The 22,847-nt window shown below is 51.0% G+C and carries 20 protein-coding genes; 13 read left to right on the top strand and 7 right to left on the bottom strand.

Annotated elements, in window-relative coordinates:
* Position 1 precedes the first annotated feature (1 nt).
* The 6 genes from rsmI to FD07_RS01855 all read left to right on the top strand — a co-directional run bounded on the left by rsmI (position 2) and on the right by FD07_RS01855 (position 5,970).
* Positions 2-883 carry a 16S rRNA (cytidine(1402)-2'-O)-methyltransferase gene (rsmI, locus tag FD07_RS01880; protein ID WP_020088170.1) on the top strand — a complete coding sequence of 294 codons (882 nt, stop codon included), beginning with the start codon at positions 2-4 and terminating at the stop codon, positions 881-883.
* A 5-nt stretch (positions 884-888) separates the two neighbouring features.
* Positions 889-1,632 carry an acyl-[acyl-carrier-protein] thioesterase gene (locus tag FD07_RS01875; RefSeq protein WP_020088171.1) on the top strand — a complete coding sequence of 248 codons (744 nt, stop codon included), beginning with the start codon at positions 889-891 and terminating at the stop codon, positions 1,630-1,632.
* A gap of 279 nt (positions 1,633-1,911) precedes the next feature.
* Positions 1,912-2,634 (top strand): tRNA (adenosine(37)-N6)-threonylcarbamoyltransferase complex dimerization subunit type 1 TsaB, encoded by a 723-nt coding sequence (tsaB, locus tag FD07_RS01870; RefSeq protein ID WP_020088172.1) that lies wholly within the window; start codon positions 1,912-1,914, stop codon positions 2,632-2,634.
* Positions 2,618-3,262 (top strand): ribosomal protein S18-alanine N-acetyltransferase, encoded by a 645-nt coding sequence (rimI, locus tag FD07_RS01865; protein ID WP_033388466.1) that lies wholly within the window; start codon positions 2,618-2,620, stop codon positions 3,260-3,262. The genes tsaB and rimI overlap by 17 nt, the downstream gene beginning before the upstream one ends.
* Before the next feature lie 560 nt (positions 3,263-3,822).
* Positions 3,823-4,866, top strand: a complete 1,044-nt coding sequence (tsaD, locus tag FD07_RS01860) for a tRNA (adenosine(37)-N6)-threonylcarbamoyltransferase complex transferase subunit TsaD (RefSeq protein ID WP_020088174.1) — start codon at positions 3,823-3,825, stop codon at positions 4,864-4,866.
* 30 nt (positions 4,867-4,896) lie between these two features.
* Positions 4,897-5,970: a winged helix DNA-binding domain-containing protein gene (locus FD07_RS01855; protein ID WP_020088175.1), complete on the top strand. Its 1,074-nt coding sequence runs from the start codon at positions 4,897-4,899 to the stop codon at positions 5,968-5,970.
* Positions 5,971-6,052: 82 nt separating this feature from the next.
* On the opposite strand, the gene FD07_RS01850 is transcribed toward FD07_RS01855, so the two are convergent.
* Positions 6,053-8,005, bottom strand: coding sequence for an ABC-F family ATP-binding cassette domain-containing protein (locus FD07_RS01850; protein ID WP_020088176.1), 1,953 nt, complete (start codon positions 8,003-8,005; stop codon positions 6,053-6,055).
* Positions 8,006-8,393: 388 nt separating this feature from the next.
* On the opposite strand from FD07_RS01850, the gene FD07_RS01845 reads away from it, so the two are divergent.
* From FD07_RS01845 to groL, 3 genes are all read left to right on the top strand, one after another.
* The gene (locus tag FD07_RS01845; RefSeq protein WP_020088177.1) at positions 8,394-9,032 is read left to right on the top strand and encodes a redox-sensing transcriptional repressor Rex; all 639 of its coding nucleotides are present in this window, start codon (positions 8,394-8,396) and stop codon (positions 9,030-9,032) included.
* 707 nt (positions 9,033-9,739) lie between these two features.
* Positions 9,740-10,024 (top strand): co-chaperone GroES, encoded by a 285-nt coding sequence (gene groES / locus FD07_RS01840; protein WP_020088178.1) that lies wholly within the window; start codon positions 9,740-9,742, stop codon positions 10,022-10,024.
* Positions 10,025-10,091: 67 nt separating this feature from the next.
* Positions 10,092-11,714, top strand: a complete 1,623-nt coding sequence (gene groL, locus FD07_RS01835) for a chaperonin GroEL (protein WP_020088179.1) — start codon at positions 10,092-10,094, stop codon at positions 11,712-11,714.
* Positions 11,715-11,798: 84 nt separating this feature from the next.
* Here the strand turns inward: groL and FD07_RS12745 are convergent, their stop codons facing one another.
* A complete protein-coding gene (locus FD07_RS12745) occupies positions 11,799-12,641 on the bottom strand; it encodes a CatB-related O-acetyltransferase (protein ID WP_020088180.1) in 843 nt (280 codons plus the stop codon).
* Positions 12,642-13,241: 600 nt separating this feature from the next.
* Here FD07_RS12745 and FD07_RS01825 point away from each other — a divergent pair.
* Complete coding sequence (locus FD07_RS01825; RefSeq protein ID WP_020088181.1) at positions 13,242-15,077, top strand: APC family permease; 1,836 nt, start codon at positions 13,242-13,244, stop codon at positions 15,075-15,077.
* 145 nt (positions 15,078-15,222) lie between these two features.
* On the opposite strand, the gene lrgB is transcribed toward FD07_RS01825, so the two are convergent.
* The 4 genes from lrgB to FD07_RS01805 form a co-directional block, all read right to left on the bottom strand.
* A complete protein-coding gene (gene lrgB / locus FD07_RS01820; RefSeq protein ID WP_020088182.1) occupies positions 15,223-16,029 on the bottom strand; it encodes an antiholin-like protein LrgB in 807 nt (268 codons plus the stop codon).
* A gap of 24 nt (positions 16,030-16,053) precedes the next feature.
* On the bottom strand, positions 16,054-16,503 hold the full coding sequence (locus tag FD07_RS01815) for a CidA/LrgA family protein (protein ID WP_020088183.1): 450 nt from the start codon (positions 16,501-16,503) through the stop codon (positions 16,054-16,056).
* Between the two features lie 336 nt (positions 16,504-16,839).
* A complete protein-coding gene (locus FD07_RS01810; protein ID WP_020088184.1) occupies positions 16,840-17,646 on the bottom strand; it encodes an LrgB family protein in 807 nt (268 codons plus the stop codon).
* A gap of 271 nt (positions 17,647-17,917) precedes the next feature.
* Positions 17,918-18,358, bottom strand: coding sequence for a CidA/LrgA family protein (locus FD07_RS01805; protein ID WP_020088185.1), 441 nt, complete (start codon positions 18,356-18,358; stop codon positions 17,918-17,920).
* Positions 18,359-18,759: 401 nt separating this feature from the next.
* Here FD07_RS01805 and FD07_RS01800 point away from each other — a divergent pair, with 401 nt between their 5' ends.
* Complete coding sequence (locus FD07_RS01800) at positions 18,760-19,854, top strand: glycosyltransferase family 4 protein (RefSeq protein WP_020088186.1); 1,095 nt, start codon at positions 18,760-18,762, stop codon at positions 19,852-19,854.
* Between the two features lie 134 nt (positions 19,855-19,988).
* On the opposite strand, the gene FD07_RS01795 is transcribed toward FD07_RS01800, so the two are convergent.
* Positions 19,989-20,651 carry a YigZ family protein gene (locus FD07_RS01795; RefSeq protein WP_020088187.1) on the bottom strand — a complete coding sequence of 221 codons (663 nt, stop codon included), beginning with the start codon at positions 20,649-20,651 and terminating at the stop codon, positions 19,989-19,991.
* Positions 20,652-20,728: 77 nt separating this feature from the next.
* Between FD07_RS01795 and FD07_RS01790 the strand changes: the two genes are divergently transcribed.
* Together FD07_RS01790 and FD07_RS01785 are read left to right on the top strand one after the other, a co-directional pair.
* Positions 20,729-22,045 carry a DEAD/DEAH box helicase gene (locus FD07_RS01790; RefSeq protein WP_020088188.1) on the top strand — a complete coding sequence of 439 codons (1,317 nt, stop codon included), beginning with the start codon at positions 20,729-20,731 and terminating at the stop codon, positions 22,043-22,045.
* Positions 22,042-22,719 carry a ComF family protein gene (locus FD07_RS01785; protein WP_051089581.1) on the top strand — a complete coding sequence of 226 codons (678 nt, stop codon included), beginning with the start codon at positions 22,042-22,044 and terminating at the stop codon, positions 22,717-22,719. The genes FD07_RS01790 and FD07_RS01785 overlap by 4 nt, the downstream gene beginning before the upstream one ends.
* Positions 22,720-22,847: the final 128 nt, after the last annotated feature.

Below are 22,847 nucleotides of genomic sequence, written 5' to 3'. Positions count from 1 at the left end.
CATGGAACGTCAACGTAGTTTTCAAGCCGCAGACAGCGGTCACTTATACCTGGTGCCGACACCCATTGGCAATCTCGACGACATGACCTTTCGTGCCGTCAAGACGTTAAAGGCGGCCGATTTGATTGCCGCCGAAGATACCCGTAACACCCAGAAGCTCTTAAATCACTTTGAAATTGAAACCAAACAAATTAGTTTTCACGAACACAACACGCAGGAACGCATTCCCCAATTGATTGCGAAGCTTCAGCAGGGGATGCAGATCGCCCAAGTCAGTGACGCGGGGATGCCATCCATTTCGGATCCCGGCCATGAACTGGTCAACGCCTGCATCGACGCTCACATTCCGGTGGTGCCGTTACCCGGTGCCAACGCAGGTCTAACGGCATTGATTGCCTCGGGTTTAGCGCCACAACCGTTTTATTTCTACGGCTTCCTGGATCGCAAACCCAAGGATCAGCGTGCCGAGATCGATGAGCTGGCCCAACGGCCTGAAACGCTGATTTTCTACGAGGCGCCGCACCGTCTGAAGAAGACGCTGGCCAACTTGGCTGTGGGGATGGGGGAAGATCGGCCCGCTGTTTTGTGCCGTGAACTCACGAAACGCTACGAAGAATTCTTGCGTGGAAGCCTGAGCGACTTGGCCGAATGGGCCGCCACGGATACGGTTCGGGGCGAGTTCGTTGTGTTGGTTGGGGGAAATGATCACCCAACGACTACGGCGACCGCTGCGGTTGATCTCAGTGAACCCATTGAGACACAGGTCGACCGTTTGATTGCGGCCGGTGACAAGCCCAACGCAGCTATCAAAGAAGTCGCGAACCTCCGCGGCCTGAAGAAACAAGAAGTTTATCGAACTTACCACCACTTAGATGAGGAGTGACCTGCGTGGCCGAAAATGAATTCAGTGAATCCCACCGGGTCGTCTACTACGAAACGGATGACACCGGCCATTTAACCCTCGCCATGCTAATCAACTTGTTCGTCCTGGTCTCCGAGGATCAGAACGCCGCGTTGAAATTAACCACGGACGACATCCACAGTCTAGGGGTTGGCTGGGTTGTGACACAGTATCACTTGCAGGTCGATAAGCTTCCCCAGATTGGGGATCAGGTGACCCTCAAGACGCGGGCAACGGCCTTTAATAAATACTTTGCCTACCGGGAGTACTGGTTGCTCGATACTGAGGGCAATCAGTTAGCTTACGGCGAGGGCATCTGGGTCACCATGAGCTACGCGACCCGGAAGATTGCGACGATTCCAGCAGCCATCATGGCACCGTACGGAACCGAGCCCGTCAAACGGTTACCGCGTTTACCCCGACCAGAGAAGGTTGACCAAACGGCGACCAGCGTCGCTAAGCCGTATACGGTGCGCTACTTCGATATCGATGAGAATGGCCACGTGAACAACGCCCATTACTTCGATTGGATGTTGGACACCTTGCCCGCCGAATGGCTCCGGCAACATCAGCCGGTTGACGTCCGGATTCGCTTTGAAAACGAAGTGAAGTACGGTCATCAGGTAACGAGTGAGGTTGCTCACAGTCATGCGACAACGACCCAGCACACGGTAAAGATCGGGGCAACGATCGCGGTTCTGGCCACAATCGATTGGCAACCACGGCGTTAAGGCGTCAAGGTGTGTCTGTGACGACGTGCGCTGCCCCCTTGGCGTTGAAATGAATGCGTCAGCTTTTTTGAATAAATTGATTAATTTTGATAAAGACAGGCAGAGAAGATGTGCCGTGCCAGTCTTTGTGGTAATATAAGACACTGATATGAATAGTACACGAGAAAAAGTAAGTAACCGGTTATTGGGAAGCGGCGGGCCGGGAACAACAGTCGCCGCTTTTACCAGTTTCACTACTGGCTGTGGTCACCATACACATGAAGGGGAACCCAAGCAAATATGAAGATTTTAGCAATTGATACATCGAACCGTCCGCTCAGCGTCGCTGTCTTGGATGATGCCACAGTGTTGGCCGCCATCACAGTCACGGTTCATCAGAAACATGCGGAATACCTGCTGCCAGAGATTGAACGGCTCTTGGCAATGGCGGAACTCAAGCCAACCGACCTGGATCGCGTCGTGGTTGCGGCGGGACCAGGCTCCTACACGGGGATTCGGATTGCCGTGACGACCGCCAAGACCTTGGCCGCAACGTTGAATATCGACCTGGTTGCTGTGTCGAGCTTAGCAACCCTGGCCGCCAATGTGCCGGTTGAAGGCGCCCTTGTTGCCCCAATCTTTGATGCACGGAATCAAAACGCCTTCGCCGGGTTGTACCGGATCAAGAATGGTGTGCCAACCGCAGTGATTGCGGACGCCCATACTGGAATTGCGGACTTTCTGGCCGCTGTCAACAAGTACGGTGAGCCTGTGTGGTTCTTGGGTGATGCCGCCAACTTTAGCGACTTGATTGCCACCACGATCTCCGCGGCGACACCGGCAATCAGTCCGTGGCTGAATTTGCCGCAAGTGGCCACGATTGGCTTGTTGGGGCAGAAGCTGACCCCTGTGAGTGATGTTGATCGGTTCGTGCCGAACTACCTACGTTTGACGCAAGCCGAAGCCGAATGGCGTGCTAAGAACCCAGAAGAGGATACCGAATCGTATGTTGAAAAAATTTAAAAATTGGTATAAAAATGTATTTGGTAGTCGGCGAGAAGTCGTACGCGAGGAGACCATGGATGTTAAAAATCATCGGGTCGAGATTCACGACGTCACGTATTTCGTGGCTAAGGCCCTATTTACCGATATTCCAGAAATGATTGAAATCGAGCGGGCCGTGTACGCGGGTCAAGCCCCATGGGATTCAACGGCCTTCGCCAATGAGCTCCGGCGGGAAAAGGATCGGCTGTACTTGGTTATTCGTAAGAATGACAAGTTGCTGGCGTTTATCGGGAGTACCTTTGACGAACGTAACCGCGACGCCCACATCACCAACATTGCTGTCTTACCAGAGTATCAGAGCAAGGGCCTTGGTCGTTTCCTACTGGGAATCATGATCAAGAAGGCGCGCAAGCTGAACTATAAGACGGTCAGCCTGGAAGTACGTGTATCTAATAAGAGTGCCCAACGGCTCTATCGTGACCTGCAGTTTGAACAGACCGGCATCAAGCGGGGCTACTACTTTGGTGATCACGAAGATGCCGCCGATATGGTGCTGTACCTCAATGAAAATGAGGACGAAGCACTGGCGGATGCGGACGACACTCAGGATCAGGACACAGAACGCCAGACGCGTGAACAGAATTAACAACGACAACATCAAGGCGGGCGAGGCATCGGGCCACCCGCTTTTTGTGTGTGATGGGTGTTAGCCGTGTTTAGAAACTTTCGCCGTTTCGTGGTATAGTTAATGCCGGAATTGAAGTCGGATTTGTTAAGTGAACGATCAATCCAGAATGTGGTACAAACCAAAATTAAAATAGTTAATCTATTATTTTGACTTTGGTGAGATCCACGTGACTTAGTGGTTGACCTAACATGGTAAAAAGTAGCGATAGTAGATAAGAAAAAAGGTTATTGTTTGGTCGTGTCGGTTCAGTAGATATCAGCTATGAAAGTGCTGATGACGGTGCGCGGGTTAAACCTGTGTGAGCCGTGAGGGCGGTGGCAATAGACCCTGTTGTGGGAATTCTCTAAGCGGCTGTGCCGCTTAGAGAATTGGTGTCTTTGAAACTCGGTTCGCAGAGGTTCAAAGCAAGTCCAGAGACCGTTCTTTGGCTCTGGACGTCCGCCCTCAGCGTTCCGGTCTATTGCCACCGCCCGGCAAGGCGCAAATGAGAGTTTAACCCAGTGTGAAGAGGAAGAGGAGTGAGTCCAACGGAAAAGCGAAATTTGATTTTAGCATTTGAATCGAGTTGTGACGAGACCAGTGTGGCGGTTATCGAGGACGGTCACAAGATCTTGTCCAACATCGTGGCGACCCAGATCAAGAGTCACCAACGGTTTGGCGGGGTCGTTCCCGAAGTTGCCAGTCGGCATCACATTGAAGAAGTGACGTTGTGCATTAAGGATGCGTTGGCCGAGGCCGAGGTGGGCTACGAAGATTTGGATGCCGTTGCGGTGACGTACGGTCCCGGATTGGTCGGTGCACTGTTGATTGGGGTCACAGCTGCCAAGACGGTGGCGTTCGCTCACAACTTACCGTTGATTCCAGTCAACCATATGGCGGGGCACATCTACGCGGCTCGTTACGTGGAACCCATCGAATTTCCAGCGTTAGCTTTGCTGGTTTCCGGTGGTCACACCGAGTTGGTCTACATGCCTGCCGAGAATCAATTTGAAATCATCGGTGAGACGCGCGATGACGCTGCCGGCGAGGCTTATGACAAGGTCGGCCGGGTCATGGGTGTTAACTACCCAGCCGGAAAAACGGTCGATGAGTGGGCTCATCAGGGGAAAGATACGTTTAAGTTCCCGCGGGCCATGGAGAAGGACGACAACTTTGACTTTAGCTTCAGTGGGTTGAAGAGTGCGTTCATCAACACGACCCACCACGCTGACCAAATCGGCGAAACGCTGAGCAAGCAGGACCTCTCTGCCAGCTTTCAGCAAGCCGTTGTGGATGTGCTAGCCGAAAAGACCAAGCATGCGTTGGCCGATTATCCTGTGCATCAGCTGATCTTAGCTGGTGGGGTGGCTGCCAACAAGGGCCTGCGTGAACGCTTAGAACGTGATCTGCAGAGCAACCCAACGACGCATTTGGTTAAAGCACCGCTGAAGTTGTGTGGTGATAACGCCGCCATGATCGGCGCTTTTGCCTACGTGGCGTATCAGCACGGCGTCTTTGCCGATGCTACGCTGAATGCCGATCCTAGTCTGGAGTTTGACTGGGCGGCAGATTCTGTTAAATAATAAATGCGTATAACTAGAGGAGGACGTCCCATGAATCAAGCCGAATTGTTTGCCTATCGCCTGTACCAACAGGGATTGTTAACGACGAGCGCTGAATTGGCGGCGCCCTTTTTTAATATCGTGGGGATTCAGGCACAGAACCAGCGCGCAGCGGAGCTCAACGTTGCCTTGCAAACGGGGATAACCCGACCCGAGCTCCTGAAGTTTTATCGGGAGCAAGGCATCGTCCGGTCGTGGGCCCAGCGGTGGACGATACATCTGCTGACACCGGCGGACTTACGTTTGGTTGTGTCGGCCCGCCAAAATGAGCGGCTACCCAAGGCTTACTTCTTGGGTGCCGAAGAGCATGTGCGTGCGGCGGCCACTGCGATTGACCAGCTCCTGCAACAGACGGGGCGCTTGACGCGGGCGGCATATACTGCTCATCTACAAGCAACTTTTGCCTGGTATACCGAACGGCCCCATAACTTGGATTACGCCGTTCTACAAGTATTGACGGCGCAGGGTAAGCTGCAGATGGCACCAAGTGTGAGTGGTCAGGACTGGCTGCTCCTCGCGCCCGCGACATCCACGCTATTGGATCAGCAGGCTGCGACGGCGGAATTGATTCGTCGGTACCTGCACGGCTTCGGTCCGGCAACGCTGGCTGATTTTGTGAAATGGTCCGGCATTAAGGTCAGTCAGGTCCGACCGGCTTGGCAGGTAGTTCTGCCGGAATTGACGCCGGTGATGGTTGGACAGGAACAACTCTGGACGATTGATCCAATTTCCGCTGGTCAACTCACGGCGATTGCGGATCAACTGACTCATCTGACCGTGGTTGCGGCTAGTTTTAGTTCACCCATGACGGGCTACCTTGATAAATCCTGGTTGGCGCCAGAACCGGTTCGCCAGCAGTTATGGTCGAAAAATGGCCTTCTCCGGGCACCGATTATTGCAAACGGTGTTGTCGTGGGAAAATGGACGACGCAAATCGGCCAGCGACAGATTGCGTTTGCAGTCGATGGCTGGGGGGCGTTCGACCATAATCAATTGGAAGAAGGTTTCGACCGTGTGGCCCGGTTTTTAGAGCTCGACTACGCTGGTTTTACTGAAAAGGTCTAATTCTGAAGGCTTTAGAAATAACTAAAAACGCGCCGCAACAGTTCACAATGAAGTGAGTTGTTGCGGCGCGTAGTTATTGGGGTTAATCGTCAAACTCTTCCAGTTCCAGACTCTTCTCCGTCCAAGCATCCTCAGTCTCGCTGAGTTGCGTGGTCACGGCGGTGAGTTGTTCTTGAAGGTCGGCGAGCTTGCCCGCATCGTTGAAGTTTTCTTCCTTACTCATTTCAGTTTCAACGGCGGTCTTTTGCTTTTCCAGATCACCCATTTGATCTTCCAGGGCAGTGACTTGACGACTCAGCTTACGTTTAGCCTTCGCCTGGTCCTTCTGCGCTTGGTAATCCACCTGTGTCTGCTTAGGGACGTCGACAGTAGGGTGAGCCGCCTCGGCTTCGGCAGCTTCCTTAGCGGCGTACGCGTCCTGCTCGGCTTTCTTAGACACATAGTAATCGTAATTTCCCAGGTAGCGCGTGGTACCTTCGGGGCTCAGCTCGACCACTTGCGTTGCCACTTGGTTGATGAAGTACCGGTCATGGGAAACGAACAGGATGGTCCCGTCGAATTCATTCAGGGCGGTCTCCAAGACTTCACGGCTATCGATATCCAGGTGGTTGGTCGGTTCGTCAAGCATGAGGAAGTTGTCGTGTTGCAGTGCTAGTTTCGTCAGCAGTAACCGCGCCCGTTCACCACCACTTAGGCTGTGAACGCTCTTGTCGACATCGCTCCCGGTGAAGAGAAAGCTACCAAGTATGGAGCGGATATCGCCCTCGGGGGTCGTGGGATGGTCGTCCCACAGCTCATGTAGCACGGACTTCTTGTCGTGCAGCGTGGCTTGATCCTGGTCGTAGTAACCGGTATCCACGCCGGTACCGAAGATGATCTGTCCCTGAATGGCTGGAATTCGACCGAGAATTGTCTTGAGCAGGGTGGACTTACCGATACCGTTGGGACCGACAATAGCAACGGCCTGATGTTTCTTGATATCTAAGGTAACGGGGGCCGCGAGAATCTGGCCATCGTAACCCACAGCACCGTTGACGACGTCCAGCACAACGTTACCGCTTTGGCGCTTCGGGTGAAAACTGAAACGGGCAGCTTTTTCGTCGCCTTCTGGTCGGTCCATCTTATCCATCTTTTCTAATTGTTTGCGTCGGGCCTGAGCCCGTTTAGTGGTGGATGCCCGGACGATGTTCTTGTTGACGAAGTCTTCCAGTTTACCAATCTCGGCCTGTTGCTTGTCGTATTCCTTCCAAGCTAATCGCAACCGCTCTGCCTTGGCGGCGATGTAGTGCGAGTAATTACCGGGGTAGTGGTCGAGGCCACCATGAGCCATGTCGTAGACGTCGTTGACCACGTGATCGAGGAAGTACCGGTCATGGGAAACGACGAGGATGGCACCGGGATAACCTTGCAGGTAGCCTTCCAACCAGGTCAACGTTTCAACGTCCAAGTGGTTGGTGGGTTCGTCCAAGATCAAGAGGTCGGGACGTTCTAGTAGCAGTTTAGCCAGAGCCAATTGCGTCCGTTGGCCACCGGAAAGTTCATTAATTGGCTTATCATAGTAGCTTTCGTCAAACTCAAATCCGTGGAGCACGCCACGAATTTCGGCTTGGTAGCCGTAGCCGTTTTGGTCGCTGAAATCTTGTTGGAGTTGATCGTAACTCGCCGAAACTTGTGCGAACCGTTCCTGATCGGCGGTCACGGCCGGGTCACTCATTTGCTGTTCCAACTCATGCATCCGGTTTTCCATGGCGATGAGCTTAGCAAAGACACTGAGCATTTCGTTCCAGACAGTCTTGGTTGACGCGAGACCGGCGTTCTGAGCTTGATAGCCCAGGGTCAAGCCGCGTTTGGTCGTAATCTGACCGACATCTGGGGTGGTTTCACCAGCAATCATTTTTAATAGGGTTGATTTCCCTGCACCGTTGCGGCCGACGAGGGCCACCCGTCCGTGTTCAGGAACGTCCATACTGACGTTTTCGAATAGGACGGCGGCACCAAAGCGCCGGGTAACTTGTTGGACTTGTAAAAGAATCACGGTGAGCCAACCTCCTTTAGTGGTTTTTTGTGTTAGTTTTAGGGTTAAAGTTACGTTAGAAGTTGCCGCTGTTACGAACTGGCTAGCTTGCACGGTGTTAAATGCTGCCGCTTATCCGAAGCAAGTTGCCGTTATCCCTGTTGTCGGGTGAAAATGATCCCAATGATAAGGGGAGACAGCGGACACTGATACCCACTATTTTAGCATATTCTCGAGAGAGACCGAAATTACGATTTAAATAGTGAAAAAAACTTGCAAATTCTTTCACAAGATGAACGGTTATGCTATAATCTATAAGAAAGTTGATTTCACAATCCAGACAATTATTTAAATAAGAGGCTATCGCTTGTGAACGATAGCCAGTTTCTTTGATTAGGAGGTCTCGTTTTTGACAGAACAAAAAATTCCCCGGGCGACCGCCAAGCGCTTGCCCATCTACTACCGTTACCTTAACATTTTACTCGATGCCGACAAAACCCGGGTGTCTTCGACTGAATTGTCCGAAGCCGTTAAGGTCGATTCCGCAACAATTCGTCGGGACTTCTCGTACTTTGGGGCCCTCGGTAAACGGGGCTATGGTTACGACGTTGAAAGTTTGATTAAGTTCTTTAAGAAGATTTTGAATCAGGACCGCTTAACGAGTGTTGCCCTGATTGGGGTTGGAAACTTAGGTCACGCCCTGTTGAACTTCAACTTCCATCAGGACAGCAACGTGCGGATCAGCGCCGCCTTTGACGTGAAGCAAGAGATTGCCAACACGATTCAAAGTGGGGTTCCCATCTATCCGATGACGGATCTACGGACGCAGTTGGAAGAACAGCAGATTGAAGTGGCCATCTTGACCGTTCCATCCCAAGTGGCACAAGAGGTAACCGATGAAGCCGTGTCTGGCGGTGTCAAAGGTATCTTGAACTTTACACCACTGCGAATCACCGTGCCAAAGGGTGTCCGTGTCCAAAACGTGGACTTGACCAACGAGCTTCAAACGTTGATCTACTTCCTGGAACACTACAATAATTTAAGTTAATGGTTGAATCGCAGTCCTCATTTGGGGATTGCGATTTTTTTTGATTGTCCTTATAATCTCGTCTGCGGCTGCCAGAGTTTCCGCCGGCCATGGGGACGCTTCAGACTGGGAGATCACCAGTCTTCTCGCTCGATTTGAAGCCTCGAAAATCATGAGTCTTCAAAGTCGCCCGTGCTGTAAGCTGGCTCCGGAATGAATCGCCAGCTAACACCACCTCCACGGCCGGCTACATCTCTGGCCTCCTCCGACTCTGATTGTATGCGGTCAATCCTAAATGGAAAATGGTTGTCCTAGTTGTGTCATAAGAAGGAGTGGCTCTAACGGGTAGTGTTTCCATATGATTGGGAGGATGAGTTCAGCATAACACTTCGTTATTCCGGCACTGATTCAGTTGGTGCTTAGGATGAAAGCACGCTTGGCTGGAAGCGGTCCCCACAGCGGCAGGATTCCTGGCAGTCGTAGGCGACAGTTCTCATCTAATGTGAAAAGACATCTAGACCGAAGCAACTGTTATCTGGAAAATCTAAAATTCGCTAAGCCTCTCAGCCACACCGGATAGCGCGTGGTGGGGGTGCTGAATCAAGGAATTTGTTTGTCAAATTCCTTGATTTTTAGAGGGAAAAACCATATATTAGATATTGTTGATTAGCACTTATGTTAGTCAAGTGCTAACAGTGCTAATAAGTAAGTTCATTGGAGGGATTCAAGTGTTAAAACCATTAGGAGACCGCGTCATTTTGGATCAACCAGAAGAAGAAGAAACCACGGTTGGCGGCATTGTGCTCGCAAGTAACGCTCAAGAAAAGCCACAAACGGCAAACGTTGTAGCTGTCGGTGATGGCCGTGTGTTAGACAATGGCGAAAAGGTAGCCCCAGCTGTTAAGGTTGGCGACAAGGTATTGTTTGATAAGTATTCCGGTACCGAAGTTAAGTACCAAGACACGACTTACCTTGTTTTACACGAAAAGGACTTAGTCGCAGTCGTCGACTAATCCCGTTTTCACTTAAGAAGACTATCCAAGATAATTCAAAAATTTTAGTATGAGGTGAATTTTTAAAATGGCTAAAGAATTAAAATTTTCTGAAGACGCCCGGAGCAAGATGCTTGCCGGTGTTGATAAGTTAGCTGATACGGTTAAGACTACCCTTGGACCTAAGGGACGTAACGTCGTTTTGGAACAAAGCTACGGCAACCCAACCATCACGAATGATGGTGTCACGATTGCTAAGTCCATCGAACTTGAAGATCACTTCGAAAACATGGGTGCTAAGTTGGTTTCCGAAGTTGCTTCCAAGACCAACGACATCGCTGGTGATGGGACGACCACTGCCACTGTTTTGACGCAAGCTATCGTTAACGAAGGTATGAAGAACGTGACTGCCGGTGCTAACCCTGTTGGTATCCGTCGCGGGATCGAAAAGGCTACGAAGGCCGCCGTTGATGGGTTACACAAGATGTCCCATGACGTTAAGACCAAGGACGATATCGCCCAAATCGCTTCAATTTCATCTGCTAGCCAAGACACCGGTAAGTTGATTGCCGATGCTATGGAAAAGGTTGGTAACGATGGGGTTATCACGATTGAAGAATCTCGTGGTGTTGATACCAGCTTAGACGTTGTTGAAGGGATGCAATTCGATCGTGGCTACATGTCACAATACATGGTTACCGACAACGACAAGATGGAAGCTAACTTGGACAACCCTTACATCTTGATCACTGACAAGAAGATTGCTAACATTCAAGACATTTTGCCATTGCTGCAATCCGTTGTTGAACAAAGCCGTTCACTCTTGATCATTGCCGATGACATCACTGGTGAAGCCTTACCTACCTTGGTTTTGAACAAGATGCGTGGGACCTTTAACGTTGTTGCTGTCAAGGCTCCTGGCTTTGGTGACCGTCGTAAGGCTACCTTGCAAGATATCGCCGTTCTGACTGGTGGGACTGTCATCACCGATGACTTAGGTCTTAACTTGAAGGACACGACGATCGATCAATTGGGTCAAGCACAAAAGGTCAACGTTACCAAGGACAACACCACGGTCGTTGAAGGTGCTGGTGCCAAGGATCAAATCGCTGCCCGGGTTGCTGAAATCAAGGGCCAAATCGAAGAAACGACTTCTGACTTCGACCGTGACAAGTTGAAGGAACGTCTGGCTAAGTTAGCCGGCGGGGTTGCCGTTGTTCGTGTCGGTGCCGCAACTGAAACTGAATTAAAGGAACGTAAATACCGCATTGAAGATGCTTTGAACGCAACGCGTGCCGCTGTTGAAGAGGGCTTCGTTGCTGGTGGTGGGACTGCTTTGATCAACGTCATCAAGGACGTTGCCAAGGTTGAAGCTGAAGGCGACGAATTGACGGGTGTTAACATCGTTCTCCGTGCTTTGGAAGAACCTGTTCGTCAAATCGCTGAAAACGCCGGTGTCGAAGGCTCCGTTGTTGTTGAACACCTGAAGGGTGAAAAGGAAGGCATTGGTTACAACGCCGCCGACAACAACTACGAAGACATGGTTAAGGCCGGTATCACCGACCCAACCAAGGTTACCCGTTCTGCTCTGCAAAACGCTGCATCCGTTTCCGCTCTGTTGTTAACGACTGAAGCCGTTGTGGCTGACAAGCCAGAAGACAACCCAGCACCAGCAGCTCCTGCTAACCCAGGTATGGGCGGCATGATGTAAACATTAAATCACTAGCTTGCTAGTGTGAAATTGAAGAAGCCAACCGGCGATTGTCGGTTGGCTTCTTTGTGTTAGATTAGTGGGTTAGACGTTGAGCTTACCGGCCGTAGCCAGGTCAGTAAAGGTCGTCGTCGGTGGTGTAAAGGGGTGGAGATCGCCGGTTGCCACGAGATTACCAACCGTATCGATGAAGGTTTCGATGTCGTCATCGGGAGCCACACCGTGGAAGTCCCCGAAGCCGTACTGCCACCATTTCAGATTAACGAGTTGTTCAATAATGTAACTGGGGAAACGGAACTTGAGAATGCGCGCGGGGACACCGCCCACTACCGCATAGGGGGGCACGTCCTTGGTGACGACAGCTCCGCCCGCAATCACGGCCCCATCACCCACAGTAATCCCGGTGGGGGCGAAGCGTACGTCCTGACCAATCCAGACGTCATTGCCGATGACAATTGGCCCGGCATTTGGAACGGGATTGGGTACGCGCTTGAACGTGTTGGCCGTATCTGCTAAGTAGTCGTTGAAGGCATCCACTGAGTGACTGTACGTCAGCATCGATGTGGTAAATCGCTTGGTTGGATGGCTTCCTTGCATGCGGTTCACATTACTGGCAATTGATGAGTAGCGGCCAATAATGGTGTTTACCGGTAGGGCACTGTTAGCGGAACTGAAAGCGCCCATGCTAAAGAAATGCCAGCCAGTGAGAAAGATACTGTAGGCTTCGGCCTGGAGGCCCGTTGGCACACAGATCATCCGACCAAATGGGATTCGTGGTTGCGCAGTTCTCCGGGGTTGTGTATAGATGCGTCGTTGTGTTAGGAGCCGATCAAGCTCTGGTGTATAGGGCATGAGTTGATTCTCGTGCGACCGTGTTGCCAATAGATTGTCTTGGAAAAAGGTGACGCCGTTGATTGTCGTTGTCATCGTCGAATTCCCCCCTTAAGTGTAAGTATACTATAAATTGCTTATAGGTTGATTAGCCGTGTTCGAAAGATTCAGTTGCTGGGGGACAGAACACTTGTTGACGGGATGACTTGTAGGTGACAGTTGTCTTCACCGGGGCACTGTGCGGATCCGTAATGGTTTCGTAACGGCGTTTGTGAGTCGTATAGGGCTTGATAGTTACTTGGATATAGAGGGGCTAAATGAGGGATACAGATGGGACGGAAATTAAGCGAGTTTGTACGGTAGATTAAATTAGTCATCTCGGTTAGGGCATTGTAAGCTGGGAAGAGTCGTGGTCAGGCAAGATTAGAACGGGCAAAGTTAGTGAATTTTCACAGCGGGAGTGCCCAGTGTATGAAGCGCTTTCTTTTGCCGCTGGTCGGCAATGCTGAATGGGCAGTCAATTGATGCGACCACACCGTTTGCAGTTTTCTTAGTTGCTAAGCTGAACAAGAGTGGTATTGTTGAGCTAGTTGTAGTAGAATTACGTTTGCGTTTGAAATTGAAACGATTATAGAGACTTTAAAAGGCGGGTGTAAGCCCGTTTTCATTATTTATGGAGATAAGGAGTAAGTAGTCATGTGGCGTTATTTAAAGCGGGTTTTAATTGGTAAACCCCTAAAGACCATGGATGAAGGCGGTCAGGCGTTGACCAAGTTTAAGGCATTAGCCTTACTGTCATCTGACGCGTTATCCTCCGTGGCTTATGGTACTGAGCAAATTACCACAGTCTTAATCACCTTGTCTGCAGCGGCCCTGATGTATCAATTGTGGGTTGCGGCGCTGGTCTTAATTCTGCTGTTTGCGATCACGCTTTCTTACCAACAGATCATTCATGCCTATCCGTCCGGTGGTGGCGCCTACGTGGTTGCCAGCACGAACTGGGGGCAATCGGCAGGGTTAGTTGCCGGGGGATCACTGTTGGTCGATTATATGCTGACCGTGGCCGTTTCAACGACATCTGGGACCGAGGCCATTACCTCGGCGATTCCGGCATTGTCGCCATACTCGGTGTTGATCTCAGTCCTGATTGTGATTGGGATCATGCTGTTAAACCTACGGGGGATGCGTGAGTCTGCAGCGTTCCTGACGGGGCCAGTTTATTTCTTCATTCTGATGATCTTCATCATGATCGGTGTCGGCTTCTACAACATCGTGACGGGAAATATTACCTACCACGCTTCGGCACAGTTAGGTGGGTCCGTTTCCGGTATGACGCTGTTGCTGTTCTTGCGGGCGTTCTCGTCCGGGTCTTCTTCCCTGACCGGGGTGGAAGCACTCAGTAACGCGGTGCCAAACTTCAAGAAACCGAAGAGTCATAATGCGGCGGCAACGCTGGCCATTATGGCAACGATCCTGGCCATCTTCTTTGCTGGCATCACGTTCCTCAGTTACTACATGGGGGTTCGACCACAGGCTGGCCAAACGGTCCTCTCACAGATTGCGAGCGGCGTTTTCGGTCACGGGGTCATCTACTATGTTCTGCAATTATCTACGGCACTGATCTTAGCCGTTGCGGCCAATACCGGGTTCTCGGCATTCCCAATTCTAGCGTATAACCTAGCCAAGGATAAGTTCTTACCACACGCGTACTTGGACCGGGGAGACCGGTTGGGTTACTCCAACGGGATTATTTCTCTGGCTGTCGGGGCCATCGTCCTGATCTTCATCTTCCATGGGCAAACCACGCTCCTGATTCCGCTGTATGCAATCGGGGTTTTCGTGCCATTTGTCCTGTCACAATCCGGAATGATCATTCACTGGTTCCGAACGCGTGAGGGCTTCTGGCAGGGAAAGGCGTTTATCAACCTTATCGGTGCGTTGATTTCACTAGCGCTGGTTCTGATTCTGTTGTTCATCCGCTTCGCCAATGTTTGGCCATACCTGATCATCATGCCACTGTTACTCTTATTGTTTAACCGAATTCATCAGCACTACAAGCGAGTTGCCCGGCAACTGCGGGTAGCGGCGAAGACGAAGGCGGATATGCACGAGTATGACGGCGCAACGGTCATTGTCTTGGTCAGCAATATTACGCGGGTGACGGCTGGTGCCATCAACTACGCCCGATCCATTGGGGATTATGTGATCGCGATGCACGTGTCCTTCGATGAAAATCCAGAGAAGGAACACAAGACGGCGCAGGAGTTCAAGGAAGAGTTCCCGGACATTCGGTTCGTGGATATTCACTCGTCCTACCGTTCTATTGCGACGCCAACGTTGCGGTTCTGTGACGTGATCGCCAAGCGGGCGGTTGAACGGAACTTCACGACGACGGTCTTAGTGCCGCAGTTCGTGCCGCGGCATCCATGGCAGAATATCCTGCATAACCAAACGGCGTTGCGCTTACGGACGACGTTGAACTCGCGGGAAAATATTATCGTATCGACTTATAACTATCACTTGAAAGAGTAGTGACTTCGCCCTCCAAAACCAACTTGGCTTTGGGGGGCTTTTTGATGTGAACGGTTGGTGTGGCGGATTATAAAAAACGGTCCCCCAACCGTTGACGATTGGGGGACCGGGTCATTTTTGCCGTGTGATGAGCGTGGTAGGTGAATCAACGTAAGCCAACTAAAGAGGCGAACGGTGGAACCAGGAGATCGACGACGATTGAGATGATGACGACGGCAATCGAAGCCATGGATCCTTGAATTGAGCCCAGTTGAACGGCTTTAGCTGAACCGACCGTGTGTCCGGCGGTTCCCAGCCCTAACCCAGCACCGATGGGATCTTTGTCGATTCGGAAGAATTTGACCAGCCAGTCACCTAGAGCGTAGATGATGACCGAGTTCAAGATGCAGGCGGTCGCGGTGACCGCGCCGACACCACCGATGGCATTGGAAATCGGCATTGCAATGGCCGTTGTCGCTGCTTGTGGCAGCATTGAAGCAATTCCTACCTGGTCGAGGCCAATGAGCTTAGCGGCCTCGTAAATCACTAATAACGAGATGCTGAGTCCAATGATTAGCGACAAAATAATTTCGAGCCAATACTTTTTGACAATGTCGTTCCGTCGATAGAGCGGGACGGCAAAGGCAATCGTCGCCGGGTTCAAGAACCAGAAGATGATGTCACCGCCGGGTTTGTAGGCGGACCGGTAAAAGTTGGCTGTGGTTGTGCCAAAGGTTTTGGCAAGGAGAAAGAGGACGAAGATCCCCAGGACCATCCCCACGAAGAGGGGTTGGAAGAGGAAGAAGCCCTTGCTGATTTTGAAGAGCCATTGGCCGATTAAGTAAACGACGAGTGACAAGAAGATGCCAAAGATGGCGTTACCAGCGGTGGAGCCGTCGGCGTTGGTTCCAAGACCATCGCCGAGCCATTTGCCCCACAACGCTAAATTGGGGTTTTCCGCTAAAATAATCATTTTATAACCTTCTTTATTTAGGCGCTAAAGGGTCGACTCCTGTTCGGCCGCTGTTGTCCGGCGGAACAGGTGCTGACGAAGCCAAATCAGTCCGACGGCGGTGTAGCTGACCAGCACCAGCATGACGATGGTGGCAATGAGCACGACCGCGGTAATTTGGAGTCCCTGGGCCTTCAAGATATCGAGGCTCGCGGCGAGTTGGACGCCGGCAGGGACGAAGAGAAAGGCAATCAGGCTGATCATAAAGTCAGCGAATTTTTCAACGTTACGTAATTTTAGAATGTGAGTGGCCAGTAGAATGTAGAGAATAACAATCCCGATTACTGGCGTAGGTACGGGAAGGGAGGCTGGGAACAGAGGCGAAATGAGACTTGCCACAAATAAGATGGCAGCGAAAATGCTCATTTGGCCTAGAATCGGTGTCGGTTGTTCCGCGACAGTCTCCGATGGTGTGGTGTGATTAGTCGAAGCCAAGATAAAATCTCCTTTCAAGCACGAAGCGTGCTACGGCGATTGAGGAGATTTCACAAAGAAAACCTTGGCAGAGGCAGAATGAAACTAGCTGTGAAACCGCTCTCAATCGTTCATAATCATTATATGGGATTTGAGCGGAATGCACAAGGACAATCTGCGTTATGACGCGGTTTGTCCGCTTGTTTGTGCAGTGATATAGGTCTGCAAGTAGCCAGACTAGGTTTCAAAAAGCTTTTCAGGATAACTATTTTTTCACAAGCCATCGGTTTCGGCGGCAAATGATGAAATTTAGTCAAAAAAAGAGTGAGAGATTGGTCTACGCTCTTTCGATTCGCGTTACTTTAAGCCCATAAAGGCGGCAAAAGGTGGCACGACGATATCAACCACAATTGAAATGATGACGACGGCAATTGAAGCCATGGAACCCTGAATGGACCCCAATTGTAAAGCCTTGGCGGAACCCACGGTGTGGCCGGCGGTTCCTAGACCGAGGCCAGCGCCGATGGGATCATTGTTGAGCCGGAAGAACTTAACCAACCAGCCACCCAGTGCGTAGATAATGACGGCGTTGAGGATGCAGGCCATGGCTGTGATGGCCGCATTCCCACCCGTAGCCGCCGCAATTGGCATGGCAATCGCGGTCGTGGCAGCTTGTGGTAACATGGAGGCAATCCCAACGTCGTTCAAGCCCAATAAGCGAGCAGCTCCGTAGATAAAGAACAGGGAAACCACAAGACCAATGATAAGGGACAGGGTGATTTCGAGCCAGAAACGCTTGACGATGTCGTTACGTCGGTACAGCGGAATGGCAAAGGCAATCGTCGCTGGATTCAGGAACCAGAAGATAATGTCGCCGCCTGGTTTGTAGGCCGACTTATAAAAGGTAGCGGTTGTGGTGCCAAAGACCTTGGCCATCAAAAACAGGATAAAGATACCGAGGACCATCCCAACGAAAAGGGGTTGGAATAGGAAGAAGCCTTTGCCCACTTTAAAGAGCCATTGACCAATCAGATAGACTAACAGGGACAGAAAGATACCAAAAATTGCATTACCAGCGGGGGCGCCGGCCGCGTTTGTGCCGAGTGCATCACCCAGCCATTTCCCCCAGACCGCCATGTGCGGTGCTGCTGTAAGAATAATCATGGACACTCATCTCTTTTATGCTTTATGCTAAAGATTGAAGGTTGTCGCCTGTGGTTGCCAGAATGGTGGCTAATGTGACGGTTGCCTATCGGTTAGACCAATAAGCTGTTGGCAATCGCATTAGATGGTATTCAGAGTCGGTTTGAGCCAGACAGCATTGCTATATTAAGCTGAAACAGGTTTAGGCATTTTCAATCTTTATGTTTTTGAAGAATGAAACGTGATGGGACTGACAGATTAAGCCGAAATGTTGTGGTCGCCGTTTTCTTAACTAGGATTTGACGTCAGCACTGCGATGAAAGACGTGCTTGCGAATCCAAATCATACCAGCTGTGGTGTAAGCGACAACGACCAGCATGACGATCGTTGCAATCAGAACCACGCTAACGATTTGAATCCCTTGCGCCTTGAGAATGTCGAGGCTGGCGGCCAATTGAATTCCAGATGGGACAAAGAGAAAGGCAATCAGACTGATCATGAAATCACCAAACTTTTCGACGTTCCGTAACTTAACGATGTGAGACGCCAGCAGTAGGTAAAGGATAATCAAGCCGATAACCGGTGTCGGTACGGGGAAGGATGGCGGAAACAAGGGTGAAATTAAACTGGAGACGAACAAAACTGCGGCGAAGATTGCCATCTGCACAATAATGGGAGATGGTTTCTCTTCGGTGGTGGTTTCCGTTTGGGGAACTTTATCTTGGCTAGCCATAGAAAAATCTCCTTTCAATGAAACACCAAATCCAACCAACAATTACTAAAATTTCACAAGAAAATTAGGCACTAATTATAAAAATATCAATAAGAGCTTAATTGCTCTTGAACTAACCACATTATATGGGGCCAACTCCGAATACACAAGCTTAATCTCCGCCATTTCGGCGATTACCGAATATTTATATACTTATAATTAGCGGAATCCAGTAGGCATTTGTTTTCATTGGATTTTCGCTGAACTAACTAAGCGATGATTGAAGTGGTTGTGCTTGTGAAAAGTGATGTGGGGACTTGCAAACCTTAACTTTTCTGAACATTCTTCAAATGGCGGTTGTGTTTAATTTGGGAGATTTGTATAATTAGCAAAAGATATGTAGGAAAGAAAGAGGACACTTTATGAGATTTGAGATTATTGTTAGCTTATTTGCTACCATGATTATCTCCGCAGTCCTAACGCCGTTTGTACGCCGCTTTGCGTTTCAAATTGGTGCGGTGGATAAACCGAATCAACGACGGGTCAATAAGGTGCCAATGCCGACACTTGGTGGCCTAGCAATCTTTATTGCGTTTACCTTTTCAACCATGTTTCTCTTGCGTGATCAAATGCCAACGCAACAGTTGTGGGGCCTGTTCGGTGGTGAATGTATTATCATCGCGGGTGGTATGATTGATGACGTTTTTGAATTGAGACCGCGGCAGAAGGTGATGTTTCAATTAGCTGCTGCGTTGGAAGTTTACTTTGTGGCCGGCGTTCGCATGCGCTATTTGACGCTGCCCTTTATTGGGGTCTGGCACTTTGGCTGGTTGGCATTGCCCATCACGCTGCTGTGGATCGTGGCAATCGTCAACGCCATCAACCTGATCGACGGGCTCGATGGCTTGGCAACAGGGGTGTCGATCATTGCACTGACGACGACCGGGATTATTGGTCTCTTCTTCCTTAACGTGGCAAACACCTGGGTAGCCATCATGATCTTTGCGCTGGTTGCCGCGATGGTCGGGTTCTTGCCCTATAATTTCTTCCCAGCACGGATTTACTTAGGGGATACCGGGGCCCAATTCATTGGGTTCATGATTGCCTGCTTCTCGCTATATGGGTTGAAGAACGTTACCTTTATTTCCGTCATCATCCCCGTGATTATTCTCGGGGTACCCATCACGGACACCGTGTACGCGATGATTCGGCGGATTTTAAACAAGCAGCCAATCTCACACGCCGATAAGCACCATCTGCATCACCGGTTGATGCAGCTAGGATTGACCCACCGCCAAACGGTGTTGGTCATCTACGGAATTGCACTGATTTTTTCCTTCATTTCACTGCTGTATCCGTTATCGACGATTGTGGGCTCGGTCCTCTTGACGGTAGCCATTCTGATTGGTTTGGAACTGTTCGTCGAGGCAATTGGGTTGGTAGGCTCGAACCACCAGCCGCTATTGCACTGGATCAAGCGCATCGTGAAGCAATTAACGTCTAAAAATTCAGATTAAACGAAAGCAGCACGCCGTTAAATTGGCGTGCCGCTTTTTTCATATTTATTAAATGGGGATGAAATCAGTTGTCTGCGGCTACCAGGGGTTCTACCGCGAGCCGCAGGCGAAACTGACGACTGTTTTTTACAAGGTTAGTCCGTTTCGCGGCTACTGGCGTGGATCTCAACGGGAACTTCGTGGTAGTCAATGTCACCCACAGTCACGGTCAATCGGTTGCTGAGAAGATCCGTAATGGCTTGCTGGGTGGCGTCAACTTTGTCTAAATCGACCGCAATTGTGACGGCTACGGCATCCGTGTAGGCGGTGTCTAGCGTGGTGATTTTTTCTTCGGTCAGGTAGTGGTTCAGTCGGTCGTAGTTGGCATAATCGACCGCTAGGGTCAGGGCACGTTGGCGGACACGTTTGACGACGCCAACAGCTTCGATTGCCGTCGATGTAGCGTTACTGTAGGCGCGGATTAAACCACCGGCACCTAGCTTGATGCCACCAAAGTAACGGGTGACGACGGCAATCACGTTGTGGAGCTGATTGCGTTGTAGCACCGTTAGAATAGGAACACCGGCCGTTCCCGAGGGCTCACCGTTGTCACTTTCCCGTTGAATCTCATCGTGTTCACCCAAGACGTAGGCCCAGCAATGATGGTTGGCTTTGGGTTCACGTGCACTGACGGTGGCAAGAAACGCCTTGGCTTCGTCTTCAGTCGCCACGCGAGCGATATCGGTGATAAAGCGAGATTTTTTGATTTCTAGGTCGTGTTGGCCAGTTGCTTGAATCGTTAAATAGTCGGTTTCCATAAAAAAACACCTTTCTCAAAAATATTTCGCCGCTTTTTACGGAGTTAGTTCCTGTACCACCAGATGGGAGGAACTTCATGATTAATTTATCAGAGTATTTTGGTCGCCGCTTACCAGCTACCACCGGGACGGACCGGTTGGGAACGGGAAAGCTGGCCGTAAAGCGAGTTGGTCAGCGGTATCAGTGCCAACGGTGTCAGCAGTGGTTGGCGAACTCGGATCAGCTGCCGAATGGGGCGTGGTACTGCCGCCAGTGCCTACAGCTAGGGCGGGTGACCTCACAGACTAAATTATACACTATTCCGGAGCCCAATCGGTTCTCGCCATCAGAGTCACCGCTGACTTGGACGGGAAAATTGAGTCCGGATCAGCAACGGGCCGCCGAGAAGATTCGCCAGCACGTCCAGCAGGGCCAAAGTCAATTGTTGTGGGCCGTGACTGGGGCTGGAAAGACTGAGATTGTTTACCCGGCATTGGCATGGGCTGTTGCACGAGGATGGCGAGTCGCCTGGGCTTCACCTCGGGTGGACGTCTGTTTGGAGCTCGCTCCACGAATTCAAGCGGCATTTGCGGCAGTCAGCCAGTGTGTATTGTACGGGGAGCAACCGGCTCCGTATCGCTACAGTCAGCTGACCGTCTGCACAACCCACCAGTTGTTACGGTTCGAACACGCCTTTGACTGGATCATTGTGGATGAGGTCGACGCCTTTCCATTGGCAACGAGTCCGTTACTCCAATTGGCGATTACACGCGCCGAGAAGCCCACGGGCCAGCATCTCTACCTCACAGCCACGCCAGGCGAAAAGCTGCAGCGTCAGATTCGCCAACGGACGCTGGTCGCGACTTATTTACCCTTGCGCTACCATGGTTATCTCTTGCCACAACTGCGGGTGAAATTGGCGTGGCGGTGGCGAGAATATTTACGCAAGGGGCGATTACCGCGTCCCCTCATTCAACAACTCCTAACTTATCTACAGAAGGGGCAACGATTTCTGCTGTTCGTCCCCCACGTCCGTGACCTCCCAGAGATCATGGCTGAGTTAGGACGACAAGGCATCCGTGGTGGGGTTAGTGTCCACGCCGCCGATCCAGAACGAACGTGCAAGGTTCAGGCGTTACGCGATCAACGACTCTCTTTTCTAGTGACGACCACGATTCTGGAGCGGGGGGTGACCTTTCCCAATATTGCGGTGGTGATTCTGGGTGGTGACGATGCCGTCTTTTCAACGGCGGCACTGGTTCAGATTGCCGGACGAGCTGGGCGGAGCGCAAAATTTCCAGGGGGCGAAGTGACCTGCTACGTCCAAACGCAGACCCGGGCCGTTCGGCGTGCGCAGGTGATGATTACGCGACTCAATCGACAGGGAAAGCAACGGGGAGGGCGGCGACCATGACTATCTGCGTGTGGTGTGCCCGAACTTTCGAGCCCCCGGTGACCCTGCAGGACTTGTTGCGCTGGCGACCGTTGCCGGTACCAGCCCTCTGTCTCAACTGTCAGGAGCGATTTACGCCGATTACTGGCGCTCACTGTCCGGCGTGCGGTCGGCAGCAGGCGACGACAGTTCGGTGTCATGACTGTGAGCGTTGGGGGGCAGAGACACTGACGAATCGGGCGCTTTTTCAGTACGATGCGGGGATGAAAGCTTACATGCAGCAGTATAAATTCCAAGGAGATTATGCCCTGCGTAAGGCGCTACAGACCCCACTGTACCAAGCTTTAGCCCAACAAAGTTATGATGTGTTGGTCCCAATTCCAGTGGATCAACGGACGTGGCTGACCCGGGGCTTTAACCAGGTCACAGGGTGGCTGCATGGTCAGCCCTTTCAGCAGGTGTTACGAGTGAAAGCGGATCACAAATCTCAGCCTCAATCGGCTAAGACTCGAGCAGAGCGATTGGTGACGCCACAACCGTTTATGTTGGACGCCGCTGCAGCAAAAATCATTGTGAATCAGCGGGTGTTACTGTTGGATGACGTCTACACGACGGGGAGAACATTGCGACAAGCGGCGAGCCAAATTTATTTAGGGGGCGCGAAAGCGGTTACTAGCTTGACTTTAGCGCGTTGAGCACCATTAAATTTCGTGAGAATAATTGTTTCTGATAGGGCTTTCTATTATAATAATAGTAAGCAAAGCATATTAGAAGAGTGGTCCTTCTAATGCTGAGCAAGCCAAGTGTTTCTTGGTTGAAGGGA

The sequence above is a fragment of the Levilactobacillus parabrevis ATCC 53295 genome, assembly GCF_001434055.1.
Taxonomy (GTDB): Bacteria; Bacillota; Bacilli; order Lactobacillales; family Lactobacillaceae; genus Levilactobacillus; species Levilactobacillus parabrevis.
This window is presented reverse-complemented; position numbering and strand designations above follow the sequence as displayed.

What these genes read in the sequence shown, in the direction of transcription:
- rsmI (WP_020088170.1), top strand. Translation starts at nt 2, where the DNA reads ATGGAACGTCAACGTAGTTTTCAAGCCGCAGACAGCGGTCACTTATAC.
- tsaB (WP_020088172.1), top strand. Translation starts at nt 1,912, where the DNA reads ATGAAGATTTTAGCAATTGATACATCGAACCGTCCGCTCAGCGTCGCT.
- rimI (WP_033388466.1), top strand. Translation starts at nt 2,618, where the DNA reads ATGTTGAAAAAATTTAAAAATTGGTATAAAAATGTATTTGGTAGTCGG.
- FD07_RS01855 (WP_020088175.1), top strand. Translation starts at nt 4,897, where the DNA reads ATGAATCAAGCCGAATTGTTTGCCTATCGCCTGTACCAACAGGGATTG.
- groL (WP_020088179.1), top strand. Translation starts at nt 10,092, where the DNA reads ATGGCTAAAGAATTAAAATTTTCTGAAGACGCCCGGAGCAAGATGCTT.
- FD07_RS12745 (WP_020088180.1), bottom strand. Translation starts at nt 12,641, where the DNA reads ATGACAACGACAATCAACGGCGTCACCTTTTTCCAAGACAATCTATTG.
- FD07_RS01825 (WP_020088181.1), top strand. Translation starts at nt 13,242, where the DNA reads ATGTGGCGTTATTTAAAGCGGGTTTTAATTGGTAAACCCCTAAAGACC.
- lrgB (WP_020088182.1), bottom strand. Translation starts at nt 16,029, where the DNA reads ATGATTATTTTAGCGGAAAACCCCAATTTAGCGTTGTGGGGCAAATGG.
- FD07_RS01810 (WP_020088184.1), bottom strand. Translation starts at nt 17,646, where the DNA reads ATGATTATTCTTACAGCAGCACCGCACATGGCGGTCTGGGGGAAATGG.
- FD07_RS01805 (WP_020088185.1), bottom strand. Translation starts at nt 18,358, where the DNA reads ATGGCTAGCCAAGATAAAGTTCCCCAAACGGAAACCACCACCGAAGAG.
- FD07_RS01800 (WP_020088186.1), top strand. Translation starts at nt 18,760, where the DNA reads ATGAGATTTGAGATTATTGTTAGCTTATTTGCTACCATGATTATCTCC.
- FD07_RS01795 (WP_020088187.1), bottom strand. Translation starts at nt 20,651, where the DNA reads ATGGAAACCGACTATTTAACGATTCAAGCAACTGGCCAACACGACCTA.
- FD07_RS01790 (WP_020088188.1), top strand. Translation starts at nt 20,729, where the DNA reads ATGATTAATTTATCAGAGTATTTTGGTCGCCGCTTACCAGCTACCACC.
- FD07_RS01785 (WP_051089581.1), top strand. Translation starts at nt 22,042, where the DNA reads ATGACTATCTGCGTGTGGTGTGCCCGAACTTTCGAGCCCCCGGTGACC.